This window comes from Pseudomonas sp. RIT-PI-q (genome assembly GCF_001297125.1).
Taxonomy (GTDB): domain Bacteria; phylum Pseudomonadota; class Gammaproteobacteria; order Pseudomonadales; family Pseudomonadaceae; genus Aquipseudomonas.
This window is the reverse complement of the sequence record NZ_LHPC01000029.1, coordinates 37135-58248: the sequence shown is the minus strand read 5'-3', so window position 1 is coordinate 58248 and position 21114 is coordinate 37135. Positions and strand designations below refer to the sequence as shown.

Sequence of the window (21114 nt, the reverse complement as noted above, 5' to 3'; positions counted from 1 at the left end):
TTTGTGAAGCATCATACGTGCCAGCCCCCGGATCACCAAACGACAAGCTGTCGCAGAATCCTACAAAGTAGCTGGAAAAAACCTGTTATTCATTGTTTCAAAGGTCTGTATTTGGCAGGTCCGGCCTCTTCGCGGGCAAGCCTCGCTCCTACAGGTTCTCGTCGCTCCAAGACCTGTAGGAGCGAGGCTTGCCCGCGAAGGCAATCTATCAGGCCCCGCTGAAACTAAAGATCAACCCTGCGTCTCCCGCTCCAACTCCTCCTCAGTCGCAACAGCCTTCCCCCTGGTCTCCAACTCACTGACAATCCCCGCCGCCACAATCAACCCCGCGCCCACCAACGCAATCGCCGGCAACCGCTCACCGGCAATCCGCCCGACAATCCCGGCCCACACCGGCTCGCCGGCATAGATCAACGTCGCCCGCGTCGGCGAAACACTCTGCTGCGCCCAGTTCATCGCCACCTGAATCGCCGCACTCGCCGCACCCAAACCCAGCGCACTGCACAGCAGCAGCCATGAGAAGCCCGGTATTACTTCCTGCGTCGGCACCACCAACCGGAACGACAGCACCGACGTCACCGCCAATTGCACCACCGTCACCCGGCGCACATCGACCTGGCCGGCATAGGTGCTGATCAAAATAATCTCTGCAGCAACCCCCCCCGCGCTGACCAACGTGGCAATTTCGCCCGGGCTGAAATTGAAAGCCGCGCCGGCAGGCCCCGACAACAACATCAACCCGGTAAACGCCAGCATGACCCCGATGCTCGGCATCAACCCCGGGCCCCGCCCCAGCACCAGCCATTGCAGCACCGGCACGAAGGGCCCGTACAACGCGGTGATAAACGCCGACTGACTGCTCGGAATGCTCTGCAACCCGACGGTCTGCAAGCCGTAACCGAGCATGATCGCCACGCCGATAAAAGATCCGGCCTTGAGTTCGAACAGGGTCAGGTTGCGCAGGTGACGCCAGGAGAACAGCGCAACGATGATCGCCGCCGCGGCAAAGCGCAGGCCGACAAAGAACATCGGCCCGCTGACGGTCATCGCATGCTGGACCAGCAAAAAGGTCCCGCCCCAGACCATGGTGATCAACACCAGCACGCACTCGGCCTTGCTGAACCTTGAGAAACGGGAAGAAGCCTGGGAGGAGTTCACCGACGTCATGACCTTGCGCGCTACCTGAGGGGGACGCACAATGCGCCGAATGTTGCGCAGTATACTGCCCAGCCCCACCAAGTGAGCAATATAGTGCACAAAGATTCCACGCAACGGGCTTCGGTCCTTCAGCACGTCAGCCAGAACGTTCGACGCTTGCGCCATGCCGCCGACATGAGCCAGACCGCCCTGGCCGAAAAGTCCGGGGTCAGCCGACGGATGCTGGTGGCGATCGAGGCGGGCGAAAAGAATGTCAGCCTGACCACCCTCGACCGCGTGGCCGAAGCACTGGACGTGGCATTCAGCGACCTGATCCAGGCCCCGGACGTCCGCGATTACAGCCGCATCAATGAAGTCGCCTGGGCCGGTATGATTGCCGGCAGCAAAGCTGTTCTACTGTCCAGGGCCACCGCCACCCGCGAAGTGGAGCAATGGGAATGGTGCCTGCAACCGGGCGAAATCTACCCGTCGCAACCGGATGCCGATGGCTGGAGCGAACAGATCTACGTGTTCGAAGGCTGCCTGACCTTGATGCTCGGCGACACGCCGCACGAGATCGCCGCCGGCGAGTTCTATATGTTCGCCAGCAACCAGCCCCATGCCTATCGCAACGATGGGGCAGTGGCGGCGCGGTTCGTCAGAAACGTGGTGATCTAACTGTTTGCCAGTCAACAGTGGATCGACACTTTGCTGTTTTAAAGCGCCAAGTCTTTCTCTGATAATTGCTCAAGCTATTGAAATAAAACAAATTTAACTTCAGGCATGACTCCTGCAGAAGCTCTGGGCATTCACCCGGAACCAAGGAGTCGGCCCATGACAACCTCTGCCCAACCCACTCGCACCGCCCATGTGATCCGCTCGGACGCCGAGGCGATTGCCGTCGCCCACAAGCTCGCCGCACGCTTCGCCATCGAGGCCAGCACGCGTGATAGCGAGCGGCGCCTGCCTGTTGCCGAACTCGACGAATTCTCCGCCAGCGGCCTGTGGGGCATCACCATTCCCAAGGCCTACGGCGGCGCGGGCGTTTCCTACGTGACTGTCGCCGAAGTGATCAAGATCATCTCCGCCGCCGACTCATCCCTCGGCCAGATTCCGCAGAACCACCTCGGTGTGCTCGACATCCTGTTGCAAACCGGCACCGAGGCGCATAAGCGCTACTACTTTGACAAAGTCCTGCAGGGTTATCGTTTCGGTAACGCCTTCTCCGAATCCAAGAGCAAAAACGCCGGCGCCTTCGAAACCACCATCCGCTTCAATCAAGACACCGCGCAAATCGACGGCGAGAAGTTCTACTGCACCGGCGCGTTGTTCGCGCACATCGTGCCGGCGGTGGCGGTCAACGAGCAGAATCAGGCGTTCATCGCCTTCATCGAACGCGACAATCCCGGTTTGACCGTGATCGACAGCTGGGACGGTTTCGGCCAGCGCACCACCGCCAGCGGCGGCGTTACGTTGAACGCGGTGAACGTGCCGCTCAGCGCGGTGATCCCGGCCCACAAAGCCTTCGACGAACCCACCGCCGACGGCCCGATCTCGCAAATCATCCAGGCCGCCGTGGACACCGGCATCGCCGTCGGGGCGCTGGAAGAAACCAAACGCTACGCCCGTGAATCCCGGCCCTGGATCGACAGCCAGCAGGATCACGGCTGGCAAGACCCATTCAGCATCGCCGCGATCGGCGACCTCGAATGGCGAGTTCACGGCACCGAAGCGATCCTGAAAAAGGCTGGCGAGGCCATCGACGCCGCGCTGCTCAACGCCAATGAAGACACGGTGGCAAACGCCTCGGTGGTGGTGGCCCAGGCCAAAGTCCTGTCTGCCGAGATCGCCTTGCTCGCCAGCAGCAAACTCTTCGAACTGGCCGGCACCCGCTCGGTGCTCGGCAAATACAACCTCGACCGCCACTGGCGCAACGCCCGGACCCACACGCTGCATGACCCGGCACGCTGGAAGTATCACTTGATCGGCAACTACCTGCTCAACGGCGTGAAGCCTGCGCGCCACGCCTGGAACTGAGGAGCGACCCATGAACGCACTGACCCAACCGATCATTGCCGGGCAGCCCCTGGCGAAAAGTCAGCATGATCTGCACAACGCTCGCAGCGTGCTGGACGCGACCTTGCGTTTCGTCCGCCAGCAGGCCCAGGCCACGGATGATCCTTACGTCATCAGCCGTTTCGGTGACTTGCACATCCGCATCGAAGTGGCCGCTGCGCTGCTCGAACGCGCCGAAGAATTTTTGAACGGCGATGAAGACGATACCGAAATCAGTGTCGCCATCGCCGAATCGCACCTCGCCAGCGCCGATGCGCTGAATGCCGTCAGCAATGCTGAATTTGAACTCACCGGCCAACGCACCGCATTGCCCGGATCACTGCACGACCCGCTGCGCTGGAAGCTTCACCTGATCGGCAACTTCCGCCTCAACGGCATCCATCCCCCAAGCTTCAGGAGCGCCGTTTGATGGCCCGTGAAATTCGTCTCAACGCTTTTGACATGAACTGCGTCGGCCACCAGTCGCCGGGATTGTGGGCGCACCCGCGAGATCGCTCGTGGCAGTACAAGGACCTGGAATACTGGACCGATCTGGCGAAGATCCTTGAACGCGGCAAGTTCGACGGTTTGTTCATTGCCGATGTGTTGGGCATCTACGACGTCTACAACGGCAACGGTGACGCAGCGATCCGCCAGGCGGCGCAGGTGCCGGTCAACGATCCGCTGCAATTGATTCCGCCGATGGCGCTGGTGACCGAACACTTGGGTTTCGGCCTGACGGCGTCGCTGTCGTTCGAGCATCCGTATCCGTTCGCCCGCCGCCTGTCGACCCTCGATCACCTGACCAAGGGCCGCGCTGGCTGGAACATCGTCACCTCGTATCTGGAGAGCGGCGCGAAGAACCTCGGCCAGAAAGCCCAGACCGAACACGACGCGCGTTACGACTTCGCCGAAGAGTACCTGGAGGTTTGCTACAAACTCTGGGAGGGCAGTTGGGAAGAGGGCGCGATCCTGCGCGATCGCGAGCGCCGGATCTTCAGCGACCCGAGCAAGATTCATGAGATCCAGCATGTGGGCAAACACTTCCAGGTGCCGGGGATTCACCTCTGCGAGCCCTCGCCGCAGCGCACGCCTGTGCTGTATCAGGCCGGCGCGTCGAGTCGCGGCAAGCAGTTTGCGGCTGAGCATGCCGAATGCGTGTTTGTCGCCGCACCGTCGAAAGTGCTGCTGAAGAAGACCGTTGCGGACATCCGTCGCCGTGCCGCCGAAGCCGGGCGCGATCCGTCGAAGATTCTGATCTTCAACCTGCAAACGGTAATCCTCGGTGAGACCGACGCCAAGGCTAAAGCCAAGTTCGAGGAATACAAAACCTGGGTCAGCTACGAAGGTGCCATGGCGTTGATCTCGGGCTGGACGGGGATTGATTTCAGTCAGTTCAAACCGGATGAGCCGCTCAAGCATGTGCATACCAACGCGATTCAATCGGCGGTGGAGGCCTTTTCGACAGCGGATCCGAACAAAGTCTGGACGCCCAATGAGCTAGCCGATTGGGTGGGCATCGGTGGTTTTGGGCCGCTGTTTGTCGGCAGTCCCGAGACCGTCGCCGACCTGTTGCAGGAGTGGGTTGAGGAAACCGATGTCGATGGCTTCAACCTGGCTTATGCACTGACCCACGAAACCTTCATCGACGCCGTGGAACTGCTGGTGCCGGAGTTGCAGAAGCGCGGCGTGTACAAGACCGAATACGCACCGGGGACCCTGCGTGAGAAGCTGTTCGGCGAAGGACCACGCTTGCCGGAGATCCATCCGGGGAGTGGTTATCGCGACCTGGCGGCGTTGCGTCAGCAGGAGAAGAAGTTAGTGTCTGCCTGATTGTCAGCACAACACACATCCCTGTGGGAGCGGGCTTGCCCGCGATGGCTGTCTGGCAGTCGACATCAATGCTGAATGTACCGGCCCCATCGCGGGCAAGCCCGCTCCCACAGTTGATTGAGGTCGTATACACAACCCGAGCCCACCACAGATCCCTGTGGGAGCGAGCCTGCTCGCGAAGGCGATCTGACAGGCGACATTGATGTTGGATGTGCTGGCCTCTTCGCGGGCAAGCCCGCTCCCACAGGGGCGGTGGTGTTCCACATATCGGGCCCGGCGGACTACCGCATGCTTTTGTCCATGAACAGGAGGTCAATTCATGAGCGTGCACGAACTCAAGCGTCCGCTGATTGCGGACATCACCGAGTGGCAGGTCAACGTGCCCCGAGCTTTGGAGCAATTGCGTCACTGGGCTCAGGTCAGTCCGTTGCAACCGGCGTTGCGGCACAAGCGTCACGGCCAGTGGCTCGTCTGGCGCTGGATTGATGTATTGCGCGATGTCGAGCGCCTGGCCGATGGTTTACGTCAACACGGTTTTACCGAGGTTTCGCGCCTGGCCCTCAGCGGCGCTTTCGAACCGGACCTGTTGCAGTTGGCCCTGGCCGCACAACACATCGGCGGTGAAGTGTTGACGCTGCCGGACAATCTCGAACCCGAAGAGCTGCACAAAGCCCTGTGGCGCAGTCGTCCGACTCATGCCTTCGTCCACGGCCGGCAGACGCAGCAACTGTGGATCAACCACAGCCAGTCGCTGCTGGATTTTACCGAACTGCTCGGTCCGTCAGACCCCCCGCAACGCCTTAACCGCTGGGCGCAAGGTGATCAATTGTGGAGCGAAGAGAGCACCCAATGGCAGAGCGGCCTGACGGTGTTGCTTGAGCAATGGCTGAGTCGCGGCCACTCCCTGGCCTTCCCGGAAAGTCCTGGCAGCGCCAGCCGCGATCGTCGTGAAGTGGCGCCCTCAGGGCTCCTGCTTTCCACCGAAGGCCTGCAACGGCTGGCCGCCGAAATCGAAAGCCGTCTCGCGCCGCAAGGCACCTGGCGCCGGCGCCTCTGTGACTGGGCCATTGCCCATCCGGAACGCGGACTGCGACGCCTGATCAAAAACCTTGTTCGCCGGCGGCTGGGCTTTCACAACCTGCATTTCATCTGGCAAGCCACCCGCAGCCCTGACGCTCAACCCAAGGCAACCTGGCTCGCCGAATTCAAACAGGACATCGCATGAGCTCCACCGATTCCATTCTGCACGTCGGCGCAACGCCTCCTACTTTGGTACTGTTTGATGAATCATCCATGGGTTTGGCGCCTATGATCGTCCAGGAGATCTGCATGACTTCTATCCAGGTAAACACTGATCAGTGAGAACGGCATGAGTGAAACCCAAAGCGGACAGGCGACTCGCGCCATCCGTCACGCAGACATCCTGATCGTCGGCGGCGGCCTCAGCGGCGCGATGCTGGCGGCGCAGTTGTTGCGTTTGCCCGGCAAGCGTCAGGTGCTGGTGATCGAACCTCGGGCCGAATTGGGCCGGGGCGAGGCGTACAGCGCGGTCGAGTTGGGCCATACGCTCAACGGTAACGCGGCGCGCATGAGCGTCGACCCGGACAACGTTGACGACCTGACCCAATGGCTGACCGAATACATTGCGGCGGGTGGCTGGCCCGAGTCTGACGAGCAACATGTGCCGATCAGCGAGTTGTTCCCGCCACGGGGGATTTTTGGTCTGTACGTGCAGCAGCGTCTGGCCGAAGCGCAAGCCGTTGGGGCCTTGAGCGGTTCAACGATCGAACATGTGCGGGCCGAGGTGGTTGATCTGCAAACGCTGGACGATTCAGTGCTGCTGACCTTGAGTGACGGGCAGCGGTTACAGGGGATTTATGCCGTGCTGGCGACCGGAATGTTCCCCGCCGCACGCACGCCGCAAACCGAATCCAGTGGCTTGAACGCAGCGGCACTCGATCCGTGGGACGTCGCTGCCATGCAGCAACTCGACCCGCAGTCGACGGTGCTGATCATCGGCTCGGGCCTGACCATGGTCGACGCCGTGGTGTCGCTGGAACAGGCCGGGCATCGCGGGCCGATCGAAGTATTTTCCCGGCATGGCTTGTTGCCTCACGTGCGCCGGCAACCGCCGGCCTGGGTGGATTTTCTGGCCGAGGATCACAGCATTCGTACACCCCGTCAGTTGGTGCGCGAACTGCGCCGGCATTGTCGGGAGGCTATCGCACAAGGCGTTGATTGGCAGGCGCCTTTGGACACGGTGCGTGCGCACATCGGCCGCTTGTGGAATCAGGCAACGGACGTGCAGCGCCGGCAGTTTGTGCGGCATGTGCGGCCGTGGTGGGAAAGTCATCACCACCGCTCACCGCCGTTGAGTGCGCAGTTGGTGGCGCGGTTGCATGGGGAAGGGCGATTGCGGATTCAGGCTGCTTCGTTCAAGGGGCTGGAGCCTTCCTTGGGCGGGGAAGTGAGTATCCGGATTCGTCGTCGTGGGGAGGTTGAAACGTGCGTTGTCAGTGGCGCGGCGTTGATCAATTCCAGCGGCATTGAGTACGACTGGCGTCGGGTTGCGCGACCGTTGCCGCGGCAACTGCTGGCACGCGGGTTAATTCGGCCGGGGCCGTTGGCGTTGGGGATTGCGGCGGCTGTTGACGGTGCGGTGCTGGATGCTGATGGGCAGGTCGCCAGTCGGCTGTTTGCGATGGGGCCGCCGTTGCGGGGGATGTGGTGGGAGAGCACGGCCGTTACGGATGTGGCCAGTCAGGCTCAGGCTTTGGCGGCTCGATTGGCTTCTCTTTGATTGGGGGCCAATCCGATACCGCGCTTGTAGGAGCTGGCTTGCCAGCGAAGCATTCGAAGGCGCCACGTTATCCTGATGAAACGCGTCATCGTTGACGACCTTCGCTGGCGAGCCAGCGCCTACAGGGGATTGGTGTACAAAACGAAGAAGCGGCCACACACGGTCAATGTAGGAGCTGGCTTGCCAGCGAAGCATTCGAAGGCGCCACGTTTATCCTGATGAAACGCGTCATCGTTGACGACCTTCGCTGGCGAGCCAGCTCCTACAGGGGATTGGTGTACGAAACGAAGAAGCGGCCGCGCACGGTCAGTGTAGGAGCTGGCTTGCCAGCGAAGCATTCGAAGGCGCCACGTTATCCTGATGAAACGCGTCATCGTTGACGACCTTCGCTGGCGAGCCAGCTCCTACAGGGGATTGGTGTACGGAACGAAGAGGGGGTCGCACCCAAAAAAGCGGATTTGCCCCCCCATCAAACAGCCAAAAAAAAGGCCGCCGCAACCCGACGTTGCGGCGACCACAGGGTGACACGGTAAAAGCAGGCCCACCCGGCGATCAATGCGCCCCGGCAGCCTTGTTCAAATCACTTTCAGCCCATTGCGTGTACACACAAGCATCAGCCGTAGCCCAGCGCACTTGCACCGGATCACCCGCCTTGAGCGGCATCCCCGCAGCAGACAGCGCCTTGACGGTCATCGATGTACCGCCTGAGGTCACCACGCTGCAGGTCTGGCTTTCGCCAAGGAACAGCACTTCCACGACCGTGGCCGAGACTTCGTTCCAGCCAGCCGCCAGCGGTTCCTGAATGGCTTGCTTGACGCTCAATGCCTGGGCCTTTTCCGGACGCACCATCAGCAGCACATCCTGATCAATCTGCAACCCGGCCGTCAGGCGAATCGACAACGACTGCCCCTCAAACAAAGCCACCGCATTCCCCTGAGCCTTGAGCTTGAGGAAGTTCGAGTTACCCAGAAACGAAGCCACAAACGCATTCGGCGGGTTCTGGTACAAGTCAAAACCGCTGCCCAAACCAACGATCTTGCCATGACTGAAAATCGCAATACGCTGCGACAACCGCATGGCTTCTTCCTGATCGTGGGTCACATAGACAATCGTAATCCCCAGACGCCGGTGCAACTGGCGCAATTCGTCCTGCAAATCCTCACGCAGTTTTTTATCGAGCGCACCCAGCGGTTCATCCATCAGCAAAATGCGTGGCTCATACACCAGCGCCCGGGCGATGGCGACACGCTGTTGCTGACCACCGGACAGTTGCGAAGGGCGGCGATGGGCGAACTGTTCCAGTTGCACCAGTTTGAGCATGGCATCGACCCGGCGCTCGCGTTCGGCGCTGGCCAGTTTACGAATGGTCAACGGGAACGCGATGTTGTCGCGCACCGACAGATGCGGGAACAGCGAATAACGCTGGAACACCATGCCGATGTCGCGCTTGTGCGGCGGCACGTTGACCAGTGACTGGCCATTGACCAGGATCTCGCCGCTGCTCGGGGTTTCAAAACCGGCGAGCATCGACAACGTTGTACTTTTGCCTGAGCCACTGGAGCCGAGGAAGGTGAGGAATTCACCGTCCTTGATGTCCAGCGAGATGTTGTCCACGGCGGCAAAGTCGCCGTAGTGCTTGTTCAGGTTGCGCAGGCTTACCAAGGGTTGGTCATTTTGCTGCGCGGCATCTTTGATCACTGCACTCATGTCGTACTCCTGGGCGCTCAGGCGCTGATTTCATTGCGCCGGCGAAGGGCGGCGGCGATCACCATGACCAATACCGAGAGGCCGATCAGCAGCGTCGAAGCGACGGCGATCACAGGCGTCAGGTCCTGGCGCAGGGTGGTCCACATTTTCACGGGAAGGGTTTGCAGGGTCGGGCTGGCCATCATCACGCTCAGCACCACTTCATCCCAGGACACCAGGAACGCAAACAGGGCGCCGGCGACCATGCCCGGACGAATTGCCGGAAAGGTCACCTTGAACACCGCTTGCAGACGCGATGCACCGCAGATCACCGCGGCATCTTCGATCGACTGATCGAACAGCTTCAACGAGTTGATGATCGAGATGATGGTGAACGGCAACGCCACGATCACATGGCTGACCACGAACGCGAACATCGTCCCGGTGTAGCCCAGTTTGAGAAACAGCGCGTAGACCGCCACCGCGATGATCACCAGCGGCACGATCATCGGCAGGGTGAACAGGCCGTAGAGCATTTCCCGGCCCGGGAAGCGTCCACGCACCAGTGCAAATGCGGTCGGCAAACCCAGTGCCACGGCGAAGAAGGTGGTCAGCACTGCAACCTTGAGGCTGGCCAGCGCCGCGTTCATCCAGTCGGCATTGGAGAAAAACTGGCCGTACCATTTCAGCGTCCAGCCCGGTGGCGGGAACACCAGCCACTGGGAGGAACCGAAGGACAGCAGCACGATGAACACGATCGGCAACAGCAGGAACAGCGCGATCAGCCCGGTCGTGAAGTACAGGCCGAAACGCATGCGGCGGCTCATCGCATTGGGGGTCAGGAGCATGACGGCTTACCTCGCGTTGCTGGCGCCAACCGGGGATTCCGGCTGAAGCTTCAGGTAGAAGTAGAACAGCACCAGCGTAATCACGATCAGCAACGCAGCGCCGGCGCTGGCCAGGCCCCAGTTGAGGAACGACTGCACCTGCTGAATGATGAACTCGGGCAGCATCATGTTCTGCGCGCCGCCCAGCAGCGCCGGCGTGACGTAGTACCCCAGCGACATCACAAACACCATCAGGCCACCGGAGAACAACCCCGGCCGGCACAGCGGCAGGAACACCCGGAAGAAGTTGGTCCAGGGACTCGCGCCGCAGATCGAACCGGCCTGCAGGATCATCGGGTCGATGGCCTGCATGGTCGCCTGCAACGGCAGCACGATGAACGGGATCATGATGTAGCTCATGCCGATCACCACGCCGGTCAGGTTATGCACCATCTCCAGCGGCTGATCGATGATGCCCATCGCCATCAAGGCCTTGTTGATCACCCCGGAGGCTTGCAACAGCACCAGCCAGGAATAGGTCCGGGCGAGGAGGCTGGTCCACATCGACAGCAGCACGATGTTGAGGATCCAGCGGCCCCAGCCTTTTGGCACCAGGGTGATCGCCCAGGCCAGTGGAAAGCCGAGCAGCAGGCTGAACAGCGTTACCAGTCCGGCCACCGAAAAGGTGTTCAACAACACGCGGGCATACGCCGAGTTGGCGAACAGCTGCTCGTAGTTGCCCAACCCCGGCACCGGCTCCAGCACACCGCGCAGCAACAGCCCGATCAACGGCGCGAGAAAGAACAGGCCAAGGAACAGCAAGGCGGGGAGCAGGTTACTCGCGCCACGCCAGCGCTGTGCCAGGGAAGGGGCTTGCGTCATCACAGCCGCCTTGGCGGGAACTGCTCCGGCAACGCCAGCGGCGCTACCGGGCGGAGTGCTTACCGTCATTTTCATTTGACCAGCCATTCGTTCCACCGTGTCGCGATGGCCGGACCGTTCTTGGCCCAGTACGCGAAATCAAGAGTGATCTGATCCTTAGCGTAGGCAGTCGGCAGGTTAGGGGCCAGCACCGAATCGAGGCGCGCCACGCTGTCGACGTTGACTGGCGCATAGGCCGTCAGGTTGGAGAAGTCGGCCTGTCCTTTGGCGCTGCTGGCGTTGGCCAGGAACTTCATCGCCGCGTCCTTGTTTTTCGACCCTTTGGGGATCACCAGAATGTCGGCCATCACCAGGTTCTGTTTCCAGCTCACACCCACGGGTGCGCCGTCTTCTTGCAGGGCGTGGATCCGGCCGTTCCAGAACTGGCCCATGCTCGCTTCGCCAGAGGCCAGCAACTGTTGCGACTGCGCACCGCCACCCCACCAGACGATGTCTTTCTTGATGGTGTCGAGTTTCTTGAAGGCGCGATCCAGGTCCAGCGGATAGAGCTTGTCTGCCGCTACGCCGTCGGCCAGCAAGGCCAGTTCCAGCACGCCCGGGCTCGGCCATTTATAGAGGGCGCGTTTGCCGGGGAAGGTTTTGGTGTCGAACAGCGCAGACCAGTCCTGAGGCTTGCCGGCGCCGAGCTTGCCTTCGTTGTAGCCGAGGACGAAGGAGAAGAAGAACGAGCCGACGCCGTGATCGGAGACAAACCGTGGGTCGATCTTGTCGCGCTGGATTACTTTGAAATCGAGGGGTTCGAGCAAGCCTTCGGAGGCGGCGCGCAAGGCGAAGTCAGCTTCGACGTCGACCACGTCCCACTGCACGTTGCCGCTTTCGACCATGGCTTTGAGTTTGCCGTAGTCGGTGGGGCCATCCTGGACCACGGTGATGCCGCTGGCCTTGCTGAACGGGTCGGCCCAGGCCTGCTTCTGTGCATCCTGGGTGCTGCCGCCCCAACTGACGAAGTTGACGCTTTCAGCCGCCATTGCCACGTGACTGGCCGTGGCCAGTAAGCCGGCGAACAGTACTGCGGTTGCACGTTTGTTCAACACCATTTTCACGCCCTCATTTGTTGTGTTTTTGAGCGGGCTTGGTAATGCCCGCTTATCGGGAGCAGTAGGTCCATCTGGCCTCTAAAGGCGACCGTGCCAAGGGCTGTTATGGGTGCTTTCCCTGGCGGGGGCACTTGGCTGAATCGTCCGGTCTATGGAATATCATATTATGGTATTCCAAACTTTGTGCAAGCACTTTGCCTGACCGGCTATCAGCCAAAAGAGAGGTTTTTTGGCTGTCGGGGCTTGCTCTGGCCGGTCAGGCAACGAAATCCATTGTGGGAGCGGGCTTGCCCGCGATGACGGCGGCACATCCAGAATCGATGTATCAGGGAGACCGCTATCGCGGGCAAGCCCGCTCCCACAGGGATTGCGCAACACCCAAGATGTTTGCGCATCATTGGGTGAAGGGAATGCTCTCCACCACTTCCAGGTTGTAACCGGTCAAACCTGCGTATTTCAGTGGCGGGCCCAGATGCCGTAGCTTGCCGACGCCAAGGTTTTGCAGGATCTGCGCGCCGGTGCCGACTTCCGAATAAATCCGCGACTGCGAGCGGCTGAATTGCCGTGGCGCCTGGGTCAATTGCGGCACCCGCTCCAGCAACGCCTGCGAAGATTCGTGATTGGCCAGCACCACCACCACGCCGCGACCTTCCTGGGCCACGCGCTGCAGTGCCGCCCACAAAGTCCAGTTGGTTGGGCCGCTGTACTCGGCACCGACCAGATCGCGCAGCGGATCGATCACATGCACGCGCACCAGCGTCGCTTCCTCGCGGCGCAAGTCACCCATGACCATTGCCATGTGGACACCGCCTTCGATGCGATCCTCAAAGGTGATCAGACGAAAGGTGCCATGCACGGTCGGCAGTTCGCGTTCACCGATCCGCACAACAGTGTGCTCGGTGCTGAGGCGATAGTGGATCAGGTCGGCGATGGTGCCGATCTTGATCCCGTGTTTGCGCGCGAACACTTCCAGATCCGGGCGGCGGGCCATGGTGCCGTCATCGTTCATCACTTCGACGATCACCGACGCCGGGGTGAAGCCGGCCAGGCGCGCCAGGTCGCAACCGGCTTCGGTGTGACCGGCGCGGGTCAGCACGCCGCCTGCCTTGGCGCGCAGGGGGAAGATGTGGCCAGGTTGCACCAGGTCGGCGGGCCCGGCATCGACGGCAACGGCGGCTGCCACCGTACGAGCCCGGGCGGCGGCGGGGATACCGGGAGTCACGCCGACGGCGGCCTCGATGGACACGGTAAACGCTGTGCTGAACACGCTGCCGTTGCTCGGCACCATCTGTTCCAGGCCAAGACGCTGGCAGTGGTCGTCGGTCAAGGTCAGGCAGATCAGGCCACGGGCTTCCCGGGCCATGAAGCTGATGGCCTCGGCCGTGCAGCAGTCGGCGGCCAGCAACAGGTCGCCTTCGTTTTCTCGATCTTCGTCGTCAACCAGTAGCACCATCTTGCCTTGCCGATAGTCGTCGATTATTTCTTCGATGCTGTTGAAGGCCATGTCAGGACTCTCAGTGTTTGGTGGGAATATTTTGTGGTATACCATAATACAAAATTAACCGAGAGGTCACTATGAAGGCGTACTGGATTGCTCATGTGAATGTCACCGACCCCGATCAATACAGCCAATACACCCAGCGTGCGCCGGTGGCGTTCGCGTTGTACGGCGGGCGGATATTGGCTCGGGGTGGGCGTAGCGAAGCGCTGGAAGGCGGGCCTACACCGCAACGCAATGTGGTGATTGAATTCGATTCCTACGAGAAGGCGCTGGCCTGCTACCACTCGGAGCAATATCAGGAGGCGAAGGGGCACCGCGAGGGAGTGGCTCGGGCGCAGATCATCATTGTCGAGGGTGTGGCGCCGGTTTGAGTCGGGGGCGGTCCAATTGTGGGGGCTGGCTTGCCACCATTCTTATGCTGATGTGCAACCCTGTAGGAGCTGGCTTGCCAGCGAAGCATTCGAATGCGCCACGGTTATCCTGTTAAAACGCGTCATCGTTGACGACCATCGCTGGCAAGCCAGCTCCTACAGGGGGTGGAGTGTAGGAGCTGGCTTGCCAGCGAAGCATTCGAATGCACCACGTTTATCCTGCTAAAACGCGTCATCGTTGACGACCTTCGCTGGCAAGCCAGCTCCTACAGGGGGTTGGAGTGTAGGAGCTGGCTTGCCAGCGAAGCATTCGAATGCACCACGTTTATCCTGATAAAACGCGTCATCGTTGACGACCTTCGCTGGCAAGCCAGCTCCTACAGAGGGTTGGAGTGTAGGAGCTGGCTTGCCAGCGAAGCATTCGAATGCACCACGGTTATCCTGATAAAACGCGTCATCGTTGACGACCATCGCGAGCAGGCTCGCTCCCACATTTGAATGGGGGATACTTGCGGGAGATTGGTTGGCTGTCAGGGCGTCTTCGCTGGCAAGCCAGCTCCTACCGTAGATTTGGTGTGCGCGCGTTTTTCACCATTCACCGAATAAAGTGAATCTTGCCAGTGTCGTCGTTACCGATATAGATGCCGTAGACCCCAGCCTGCCGCTCCTCGATGTACCGCTCAAGGATCTGCCGAATTGCCGGATAGTAGATGCTCTCCCAAGGAATATCCTCAGGCGCGAAGAATTTATAGTCGAGCGTCTCCGGCCCAAACTGACCGGTGATCTCCAGCGCAATGGCGCGGAAGATGATGTACACCTCACTGATCTTCGGTACGCTGAAAATCGAGTACGGCGAGAGAATTTCCGCCCGCACGCCACTCTCTTCCCAGACCTCACGCAACGCCGCCTGCTCGGTCGTCTCGCCGCCTTCCATGAAGCCGGCCGGCAACGTCCATGTACCCGGACGCGGCGGAATCGCGCGCTGACACAGCAAATACTTGCCGTCCTGCTCAATGATGCAGCCGGCAATGATCTTCGGATTGATGTAGTGGATATAGCCGCAACCGCGGCACATCAGGCGCTCGTGCGTATCGCCCGGCGGAAGCTGGTGACTGAGGTCACTGCCGCCGCACTTCGGACAAAAGCTCGGGCTGAACATGTTCAGCGACCTATGCGCGGTTCTTTAAGCGCGATCGGCAGGGTGATCTGCGGGATCGCCCCGGTCTCTTCCTGTTTGCGCTTGAGGTATTCCAGGGCGACGGCCGCGGCGGCGCGGACGTGGTTGACGCAAGCCTGGTGGGCGGCGAGGGGATCGCCGCTCTTGATCGCTTCAACGATCAGCTCCATCTCCTGATTACTCGCACCGCGACGGTTTTCCTGGGACACCGACGTCGCGCGCAAGTAGCTGATTCGCGCCTGCAACTGACGCAATTGCAACGCCGCCACATGGTTGCCGGAGCCCTCGAGCAGCACGTCGTAAAAACCCTGAACCGAGTCGATGACTTGTTGCAGCTCGCCATCCTTGAGGGCCTTGCGGTTGTCCTCGAGGGCTTTTTCCAGGGCCTTGATGTCCTTGGCCTTGGCGCGCAGGGTGAACAGCTGAACGATCAGGCCTTCGAGCACACAACGCAGCTCATAGATATCGACGGCATCGGCCAGGGTAATGATGGCGACCCGTGGCCCCTTGGCGTCGGCGAACTCCACCAGGCCTTCGGATTCCAGGTGACGCAAGGCTTCACGTACCGACGTGCGGCTGACGCCCAGGCGATCGCACAGATCGCGTTCGACCAGACGGTCTCCCGGCAGAAGCTGGAAGTTCATGATGGCGCTTCGCAGTTTATCCAGCACGATTTCGCGCAGGGTAACGGGGTTGCGATTGACCTTGAAGCTGTCGTCGAGTGGCAGGCGTTTCATGGGGTCCGCTCTGAATGTGGCTGTCCATGCAAAAAGAGCACTTCGATCGCAAGAATCTTCGTGCCCGGTCAGATCAAACAGCCAAGGGTTAACTGGAGGCCTCGGCATCGGCTTCGGCGAACGCTTCACGGGCGAGCCGGAAACTGTCTACGGCAGCGGGGATACCGCAATAAATACCGACCTGAAGCAGAATTTCGCGTATTTGTTCACGACTCAGCCCGTTACGCAAGGCACCACGCACATGCAGCTTGAGTTCGTGCGGCCGGTTGAGGGCCGAAATCATGGCCAAGTTTATCATGCTGCGTTCTTTAAGCGACAAACCCTCACGACCCCAGACGTGGCCCCAGCAGTATTCGATGACCATCTCCTGCAGCGGTCGGCTGAAGTCGTCGGCGTTTTCCATCGAACGCTTTACATAGGCTTCGCCCAGCACCTGGGTGCGGATCTGCAAACCTTTTTCGTACTTCTCGTTGCTCATTTCGATTGCCTCCCATTGAGGGCAGATGCCGCCTTGTAGGAGCCGGCTTGCCGGCGAAGGCGATCTTTAAGGCGCCTTCGCCAGCAAGCCGGCTCCTACAGGTCACGTTCCGAGTCCACCCATCAGGGTGTATTTGAGTTCCAGGTAATCGTCGATGCCGTACTTGGAGCCTTCGCGACCCAGGCCGGAGGATTTGATCCCGCCAAACGGCGCGACTTCGGTGGAGATCAAGCCTTCGTTGATCCCGACCATGCCGTATTCCAACGCCTCGCTCATGCGCCAGGCGCGGCCCAGATCGCGGGTGTAGCAATAAGCCGCAAGACCGAATTCAGTGTCGTTGGCCATCTGCACCGCCTCGGCTTCGGTGTCGAAGCGGAACACGGCGGCCAGAGGACCGAAGGTTTCTTCCTGGGCGACTTTCATCGCGGACGTCACGCCAGCCAGCACCGTGGGCTGGAAGAAACCGTGGCCGAGGGCATGGCGTTCACCACCGCAGTAGAGTTGTGCGCCGTGGGCGAGGGCATCCTGCACATGGTCTTCAACCTTGGCCACGGCGCGTTCGTTGATCAGCGGACCCTGATTGATACCCGCTTCGAAACCACTGCCGACCTTCAATTGCGCCACTCGTTCTGCCAGTCGCACGACGAAAGCGTCGTGAATGCCACCCTGCACCAGGAAGCGATTGACGCAGACACAGGTCTGCCCGGCGTTGCGGAATTTGGCGATCAACGCGCCTTCCACGGCACGCTCCAGATCGGCATCGTCGAAGACGATAAACGGCGCATTGCCGCCCAACTCCAGCGAGACTTTTTTCAGCGTCGGCGCGCACTGGGCCATCAGCAGTTTGCCGATGGCGGTAGAGCCGGTGAACGACAACTTGCGCACCCGCGGGCTGGCGGTCAGCTCGGCGCCGATGGCCACGGCGTCGCCGGTGATCACATTGAAAATGCCCGGTGGAATCCCGGCCTGTTCTGCCAGCGCGGCCATGGCCAGTGCCGTAAACGGCGTTTCCGGCGCCGGTTTGACGATGCACGGGCAGCCGGCTGCAAGCGCCGGTCCGGCCTTGCGGGTGATCATCGCTGCCGGGAAATTCCACGGGGTGATGGCCGCGACGACGCCGATCGGTTCCTTGCTGACCACGATGCGCGCATCGCCTTTATGGCTGGGAATGGTGTCGCCGTAGATGCGCTTGGCTTCTTCGGCGAACCACTCGATGAAGCTCGCGGCATAGAGGATTTCGCCCTTGGCTTCGGCCAGTGGCTTGCCCTGTTCGAGGGTGAGGATTTCTGCCAGTGCATCAGCATGTTCCAGCATCAGCGCGTACCAACGCTTGAGCACGTTGCTACGTTCCTTGGCGGTCAGCGCACGCCACGCCGGCCAGGCGTTGTTGGCGGCTTCGATAGCCTGGCGGGCTGCGGAGGCGCCAAGGTTCGGCACCCGGCCGATCAACTCACCGGTGGCCGGATTGAAGATGTCCTGACTGGCGCCGTCCGGCGCCTCCAGCCACTGGCCGTTGATGTAGGCCTGCTGACGGAACAGTTGCGAGGCTGCTGGGCTCATGCCGGCTCCCGGGAAAAAGGGTGATTACCTGTAGGAGCCAGGCTTGCCGGCGAAGGCGGTGGGTCAGTCAATGGGGTGTCAACTGACACTCCGCCTTCGCCGGCAAGCCTGGCTCCTACAGGGTTTGTGTACAGCCATCAGGCCAGGACGGGCAGGGGGCCCAGCTTGCCTTTGTGGTAAATCATCGGGTTCACCGGTTGCTCGGGCAGGATCAGGTTCTTCACCGCGCCGACGATAATCGCGTGGTCACCGCCGTCGTATTCGCGCCACAGTTCGCACTCGATGATCGCCGTGGCTTTTCGCAGCAACGGGTTGCCCAGTTCGCTCAAGTGCCAGTCGATACCGTTGGCCTTGTCTTTGCCTTTACCGGCGAACGCATAGGCTTCGGCGGTCTGGTCGGCGGACAGCAGATGAATCGCGAACTGCTTGCTGTCGCGCAGGATCGGGTAGGTGTCAGAGGCGTAGTTGGGGCAGAACAGCACCAGCGCCGGATCAATCGACAACGCACTGAAGGCGCTGGCGGTGATGCCGACGATGCCGCCGTCCGGGTCCAGGGTGGTCACCACCGTGACCCCGGACGGGAACGAGCTCATGACGTCTTTGTAAATGCCGGGTTCGATCATTTCGCAAATCTCCTAGCGCATCACGAAGGGGTCAGGCATCGGTGCCTGGGAGAGGTTGATCCACACCGTTTTCAGCTCGGTGTAGGCCAGCACCGAATCGATGCCGCTCTCGCGTCCATAGCCGCTGTTCTTGAAGCCGCCGATCGGCGCCATGGCCGACACGGCGCGGTAGGTGTTGACCCAGATGATCCCGGAACGCACGTCCCGCGCCAGGCGATGCGCCCGGCCCAGATCGCGGGTCCAGATGCCGGCGGCGAGGCCGAACTGCGAGTCGTTGGCAATCGCCAGGGCTTCGGCTTCATCCTTGAAACGGATGACCGAGGCCACCGGACCGAAGACTTCTTCCTGCATGATCTTCATCGAGTTGCGGTCGCATTCGAACAAGGTCGGCTCGTAGAACCAGCCATCGCCCAGATTCTGCGGACGCTTGCCGCCCAGGCGCAGGCGCGCGCCTTCAGCGATGGCATCGGCGACCAGGCCTTCGACGACCGCCAGTTGCTGCGCAGTGGCCATCGGGCCCATTTCGCTGCTGTCTTCCTGCGGGTTGCCGATGCGGATGCGTTTGGCGCGTTCGACCAGGCGATCGACGAACTCATCGTAGATTTCATCCTGCACCAGCAACCGCGAGCCGGAGACACAGCTCTGCCCGGACGCTGCATAGATCCCGGCGATAGCGCCGTTGATCGCGCTATCGAGGTCGGCGTCGGCGAAAATGATGTTCGGTGATTTGCCGCCGAGTTCCAGCGACAACTTGGCGAAGTTTTCCGCGCTGCTGCGCACCACATGCCGCGCCGTGGCCGCACCGCCGGTGAAGGCAATCTTGCGGATCAGCGGGTGGCGAGTGAGGGCTGCGCCGGTGCTTGGGCCGTAACCGGTGACGACGTTGACCACGCCTGGCGGGATGCCCGCTTCGAGGGCCAGACGCGCCAGCTCGAGAATGGTCGCGGAGGCGTGCTCCGACGGCTTGATGACGATGGTGTTGCCCGCCGCCAGTGCCGGGGCCAGTTTGATCGCCGTCAGGTACAGCGGGCTGTTCCAGGGAATGATCGCGGCGACCACGCCCATGGCTTCATGCACGGTGTAGGCAAACAGGTCCGGCTTGTCGAGGGGCAGGGTGCCGCCTTCGAGCTTGTCGGCCAGGCCTGCGGTGTAGTGGAAGAACTCGGGCAGATAGCTGACCTGGCCACGGGTTTCGCGAATCAGCTTGCCGTTGTCGCGGCTTTCCAGCTGCGCCAGGTGTTCTTTATTTTCAGCGATCAAGTCGCCCAGGCGCCGCAGCAACTTACCCCGCGCGGTGGCGGTCAAGCCGCGCCATGCCGGGCTATCGAAGGCGGTCTGCGCTGCCTGCACGGCGCGCTCGACGTCAGCTTCATCGGCATCGGGCAGTTCCGCCCAGGCTTGGGCCAGGGCCGGGGTCAGGCTTTCAAAAGTCTGGCCGGAGAGGGCATCGACCCATTCGCCGCCGATGCACATCTGGAAGCGTGCGAGTGTCATGCAACGATCCCCTTTATTTGGTTTTGTCGGGCGTTTGCCGTGTCGAGAAACTCCAGCAACAGCTGGTTGACCAGGCGCGGCGATTCTACGGGCATCATATGCCTCTGCTCGGCGAGCACGGCGACTGTCGCGCCGGGAATCCGCTCGGCCAATTGCTGGGCCATTTCCGGTGTCGAGCCCGGATCCAGTTCGCCGGTGGCGACCAGCGTCGGCACCTGAATGCTGCCCAGGTCGTCGGCACGGTACATGTCCTGCGTGGCAAACAGCTCATAAGTGGTCAGGTAACCCTGCGGGTCATTGCCCGCCAGGGTCTGGCGCAGGGCGGCAATCTGTGCCGGGTTGGCGGCCTGATACTCACGGCTGAACCAGCGTGACAGCGCGGCTTCGGCGTTGGCATCCGGCCCGTGCTCAGCCGCCTGAGCGGTGCGGGCGATGACGCCGGCACGCTGTTCGGCGCTGCGATTGAATACGCTATTGAGCACCACCAGACCCTGCAAGCGTTGCGGGTAATGCAAGGCAAACGCCCTGGCGACCAGCCCGCCCATGGAAAAACCGATCACAGCCGCCTGCGGCAGTTGCAGATGGTCGAGCAACTCCAGCAACTGGTCGGCATAGCCGAGCAGGGGCGTGCCGCTTTCCGGCCGCGGGCTGGCGCCATGGCCGAGCATGTCGTAGGCAATCACACGGTATTTGGTGGCCAGGCCAACGACCTGACCGCCCCACATTTCTTTGTTCAGGCCCACGCCGTGGATCAAGACCACGGGCTGGCCTTGGCCGGTCGCCAGATAACTGGTGCCAGCCGGGGTGCGTTCAGCGGTGAGCCGAATCATGGAGCGCTCCTGCATGCCTTTTTGTT

At 61.2% G+C, this 21114-nt stretch carries 20 protein-coding genes; 7 read left to right on the top strand and 13 right to left on the bottom strand.

The window, feature by feature from the left end; genetic code table 11:
• Window positions 1-231: 231 nt before the first annotated feature.
• Entirely contained in the window at window positions 232-1257 is a 1026-nt protein-coding gene (locus tag AEQ67_RS15830) for a DMT family transporter (RefSeq protein ID WP_082377860.1), read from the bottom strand.
• Between AEQ67_RS15830 and AEQ67_RS15825 the strand changes: the two genes are divergently transcribed.
• From AEQ67_RS15825 to AEQ67_RS15800, 6 genes are all read left to right on the top strand, one after another.
• Window positions 1252-1815 carry a helix-turn-helix domain-containing protein gene (locus AEQ67_RS15825; RefSeq protein WP_059404777.1) on the top strand — a complete coding sequence of 188 codons (564 nt, stop codon included), beginning with the start codon at window positions 1252-1254 and terminating at the stop codon, window positions 1813-1815. The two genes, AEQ67_RS15830 and AEQ67_RS15825, sit on opposite strands and share 6 nt — an antisense overlap.
• Window positions 1816-1971: 156 nt before the next feature.
• A complete protein-coding gene (locus tag AEQ67_RS15820; protein WP_059404776.1) occupies window positions 1972-3174 on the top strand; it encodes an SfnB family sulfur acquisition oxidoreductase in 1203 nt (400 codons plus the stop codon).
• A gap of 10 nt (window positions 3175-3184) precedes the next feature.
• Complete coding sequence (locus AEQ67_RS15815; RefSeq protein ID WP_059404775.1) at window positions 3185-3622, top strand: acyl-CoA dehydrogenase; 438 nt, start codon at window positions 3185-3187, stop codon at window positions 3620-3622.
• Entirely contained in the window at window positions 3622-5025 is a 1404-nt protein-coding gene (locus AEQ67_RS15810) for an LLM class flavin-dependent oxidoreductase (RefSeq protein ID WP_059404774.1), read from the top strand. Before AEQ67_RS15815 ends, AEQ67_RS15810 begins: the two co-directional genes overlap by 1 nt.
• Window positions 5026-5344: 319 nt before the next feature.
• Window positions 5345-6250, top strand: a complete 906-nt coding sequence (locus AEQ67_RS15805) for an AMP-binding protein (protein WP_059404773.1) — start codon at window positions 5345-5347, stop codon at window positions 6248-6250.
• A 144-nt stretch (window positions 6251-6394) separates the two neighbouring features.
• Window positions 6395-7825, top strand: coding sequence for an FAD/NAD(P)-binding protein (locus AEQ67_RS15800; protein WP_059404772.1), 1431 nt, complete (start codon window positions 6395-6397; stop codon window positions 7823-7825).
• 552 nt (window positions 7826-8377) lie between these two features.
• Here AEQ67_RS15800 and AEQ67_RS15795 read toward each other — a convergent pair.
• From AEQ67_RS15795 to ribBA, 5 genes are all read right to left on the bottom strand, one after another.
• A complete protein-coding gene (locus AEQ67_RS15795; protein ID WP_059404771.1) occupies window positions 8378-9532 on the bottom strand; it encodes an ABC transporter ATP-binding protein in 1155 nt (384 codons plus the stop codon).
• 17 nt (window positions 9533-9549) lie between these two features.
• On the bottom strand, window positions 9550-10359 hold the full coding sequence (locus tag AEQ67_RS15790; RefSeq protein WP_059404770.1) for an ABC transporter permease: 810 nt from the start codon (window positions 10357-10359) through the stop codon (window positions 9550-9552).
• Between the two features lie 6 nt (window positions 10360-10365).
• On the bottom strand, window positions 10366-11307 hold the full coding sequence (locus AEQ67_RS15785; RefSeq protein ID WP_152974860.1) for an ABC transporter permease: 942 nt from the start codon (window positions 11305-11307) through the stop codon (window positions 10366-10368).
• Window positions 11292-12317, bottom strand: coding sequence for an ABC transporter substrate-binding protein (locus AEQ67_RS15780; RefSeq protein ID WP_059404768.1), 1026 nt, complete (start codon window positions 12315-12317; stop codon window positions 11292-11294). The genes AEQ67_RS15785 and AEQ67_RS15780 overlap by 16 nt, the downstream gene beginning before the upstream one ends.
• A gap of 394 nt (window positions 12318-12711) precedes the next feature.
• Window positions 12712-13821, bottom strand: a complete 1110-nt coding sequence (gene ribBA, locus AEQ67_RS15775) for a bifunctional 3,4-dihydroxy-2-butanone-4-phosphate synthase/GTP cyclohydrolase II (protein WP_059404767.1) — start codon at window positions 13819-13821, stop codon at window positions 12712-12714.
• Between the two features lie 71 nt (window positions 13822-13892).
• Between ribBA and AEQ67_RS15770 the strand changes: the two genes are divergently transcribed.
• Window positions 13893-14189 carry a DUF1330 domain-containing protein gene (locus AEQ67_RS15770; protein ID WP_059404766.1) on the top strand — a complete coding sequence of 99 codons (297 nt, stop codon included), beginning with the start codon at window positions 13893-13895 and terminating at the stop codon, window positions 14187-14189.
• Window positions 14190-14784: 595 nt separating this feature from the next.
• Here AEQ67_RS15770 and AEQ67_RS15760 read toward each other — a convergent pair.
• The 7 genes from AEQ67_RS15760 to AEQ67_RS15730 all read right to left on the bottom strand — a co-directional run bounded on the left by AEQ67_RS15760 (window position 14785) and on the right by AEQ67_RS15730 (window position 21088).
• Window positions 14785-15348: an NUDIX hydrolase gene (locus tag AEQ67_RS15760; protein WP_059404764.1), complete on the bottom strand. Its 564-nt coding sequence runs from the start codon at window positions 15346-15348 to the stop codon at window positions 14785-14787.
• Window positions 15349-15350: 2 nt separating this feature from the next.
• A complete protein-coding gene (locus tag AEQ67_RS15755) occupies window positions 15351-16103 on the bottom strand; it encodes a GntR family transcriptional regulator (RefSeq protein WP_059404763.1) in 753 nt (250 codons plus the stop codon).
• 88 nt (window positions 16104-16191) lie between these two features.
• Window positions 16192-16581: a carboxymuconolactone decarboxylase family protein gene (locus tag AEQ67_RS15750; protein ID WP_059404762.1), complete on the bottom strand. Its 390-nt coding sequence runs from the start codon at window positions 16579-16581 to the stop codon at window positions 16192-16194.
• A gap of 102 nt (window positions 16582-16683) precedes the next feature.
• Window positions 16684-18141 (bottom strand): NAD-dependent succinate-semialdehyde dehydrogenase, encoded by a 1458-nt coding sequence (locus AEQ67_RS15745; protein ID WP_059404761.1) that lies wholly within the window; start codon window positions 18139-18141, stop codon window positions 16684-16686.
• Window positions 18142-18278: 137 nt separating this feature from the next.
• On the bottom strand, window positions 18279-18764 hold the full coding sequence (locus AEQ67_RS15740; RefSeq protein ID WP_059404760.1) for a flavin reductase family protein: 486 nt from the start codon (window positions 18762-18764) through the stop codon (window positions 18279-18281).
• 12 nt (window positions 18765-18776) lie between these two features.
• Window positions 18777-20258, bottom strand: a complete 1482-nt coding sequence (locus AEQ67_RS15735; protein WP_059404759.1) for an aldehyde dehydrogenase — start codon at window positions 20256-20258, stop codon at window positions 18777-18779.
• Window positions 20255-21088 carry an alpha/beta fold hydrolase gene (locus tag AEQ67_RS15730; protein WP_059404758.1) on the bottom strand — a complete coding sequence of 278 codons (834 nt, stop codon included), beginning with the start codon at window positions 21086-21088 and terminating at the stop codon, window positions 20255-20257. The genes AEQ67_RS15735 and AEQ67_RS15730 overlap by 4 nt, the downstream gene beginning before the upstream one ends.
• Window positions 21089-21114: the final 26 nt, after the last annotated feature.

What these genes read in the sequence shown, in the direction of transcription:
- AEQ67_RS15820 (WP_059404776.1), top strand. Translation starts at nt 1,972, where the DNA reads ATGACAACCTCTGCCCAACCCACTCGCACCGCCCATGTGATCCGCTCG.
- AEQ67_RS15815 (WP_059404775.1), top strand. Translation starts at nt 3,185, where the DNA reads ATGAACGCACTGACCCAACCGATCATTGCCGGGCAGCCCCTGGCGAAA.
- AEQ67_RS15810 (WP_059404774.1), top strand. Translation starts at nt 3,622, where the DNA reads ATGGCCCGTGAAATTCGTCTCAACGCTTTTGACATGAACTGCGTCGGC.
- AEQ67_RS15805 (WP_059404773.1), top strand. Translation starts at nt 5,345, where the DNA reads ATGAGCGTGCACGAACTCAAGCGTCCGCTGATTGCGGACATCACCGAG.
- AEQ67_RS15800 (WP_059404772.1), top strand. Translation starts at nt 6,395, where the DNA reads ATGAGTGAAACCCAAAGCGGACAGGCGACTCGCGCCATCCGTCACGCA.
- AEQ67_RS15795 (WP_059404771.1), bottom strand. Translation starts at nt 9,532, where the DNA reads ATGAGTGCAGTGATCAAAGATGCCGCGCAGCAAAATGACCAACCCTTG.
- AEQ67_RS15790 (WP_059404770.1), bottom strand. Translation starts at nt 10,359, where the DNA reads ATGCTCCTGACCCCCAATGCGATGAGCCGCCGCATGCGTTTCGGCCTG.
- AEQ67_RS15785 (WP_152974860.1), bottom strand. Translation starts at nt 11,307, where the DNA reads ATGGCTGGTCAAATGAAAATGACGGTAAGCACTCCGCCCGGTAGCGCC.
- AEQ67_RS15780 (WP_059404768.1), bottom strand. Translation starts at nt 12,317, where the DNA reads ATGGTGTTGAACAAACGTGCAACCGCAGTACTGTTCGCCGGCTTACTG.
- ribBA (WP_059404767.1), bottom strand. Translation starts at nt 13,821, where the DNA reads ATGGCCTTCAACAGCATCGAAGAAATAATCGACGACTATCGGCAAGGC.
- AEQ67_RS15770 (WP_059404766.1), top strand. Translation starts at nt 13,893, where the DNA reads ATGAAGGCGTACTGGATTGCTCATGTGAATGTCACCGACCCCGATCAA.
- AEQ67_RS15760 (WP_059404764.1), bottom strand. Translation starts at nt 15,348, where the DNA reads ATGTTCAGCCCGAGCTTTTGTCCGAAGTGCGGCGGCAGTGACCTCAGT.
- AEQ67_RS15755 (WP_059404763.1), bottom strand. Translation starts at nt 16,103, where the DNA reads ATGAAACGCCTGCCACTCGACGACAGCTTCAAGGTCAATCGCAACCCC.
- AEQ67_RS15750 (WP_059404762.1), bottom strand. Translation starts at nt 16,581, where the DNA reads ATGAGCAACGAGAAGTACGAAAAAGGTTTGCAGATCCGCACCCAGGTG.
- AEQ67_RS15745 (WP_059404761.1), bottom strand. Translation starts at nt 18,141, where the DNA reads ATGAGCCCAGCAGCCTCGCAACTGTTCCGTCAGCAGGCCTACATCAAC.
- AEQ67_RS15740 (WP_059404760.1), bottom strand. Translation starts at nt 18,764, where the DNA reads ATGATCGAACCCGGCATTTACAAAGACGTCATGAGCTCGTTCCCGTCC.
- AEQ67_RS15735 (WP_059404759.1), bottom strand. Translation starts at nt 20,258, where the DNA reads ATGACACTCGCACGCTTCCAGATGTGCATCGGCGGCGAATGGGTCGAT.
- AEQ67_RS15730 (WP_059404758.1), bottom strand. Translation starts at nt 21,088, where the DNA reads ATGATTCGGCTCACCGCTGAACGCACCCCGGCTGGCACCAGTTATCTG.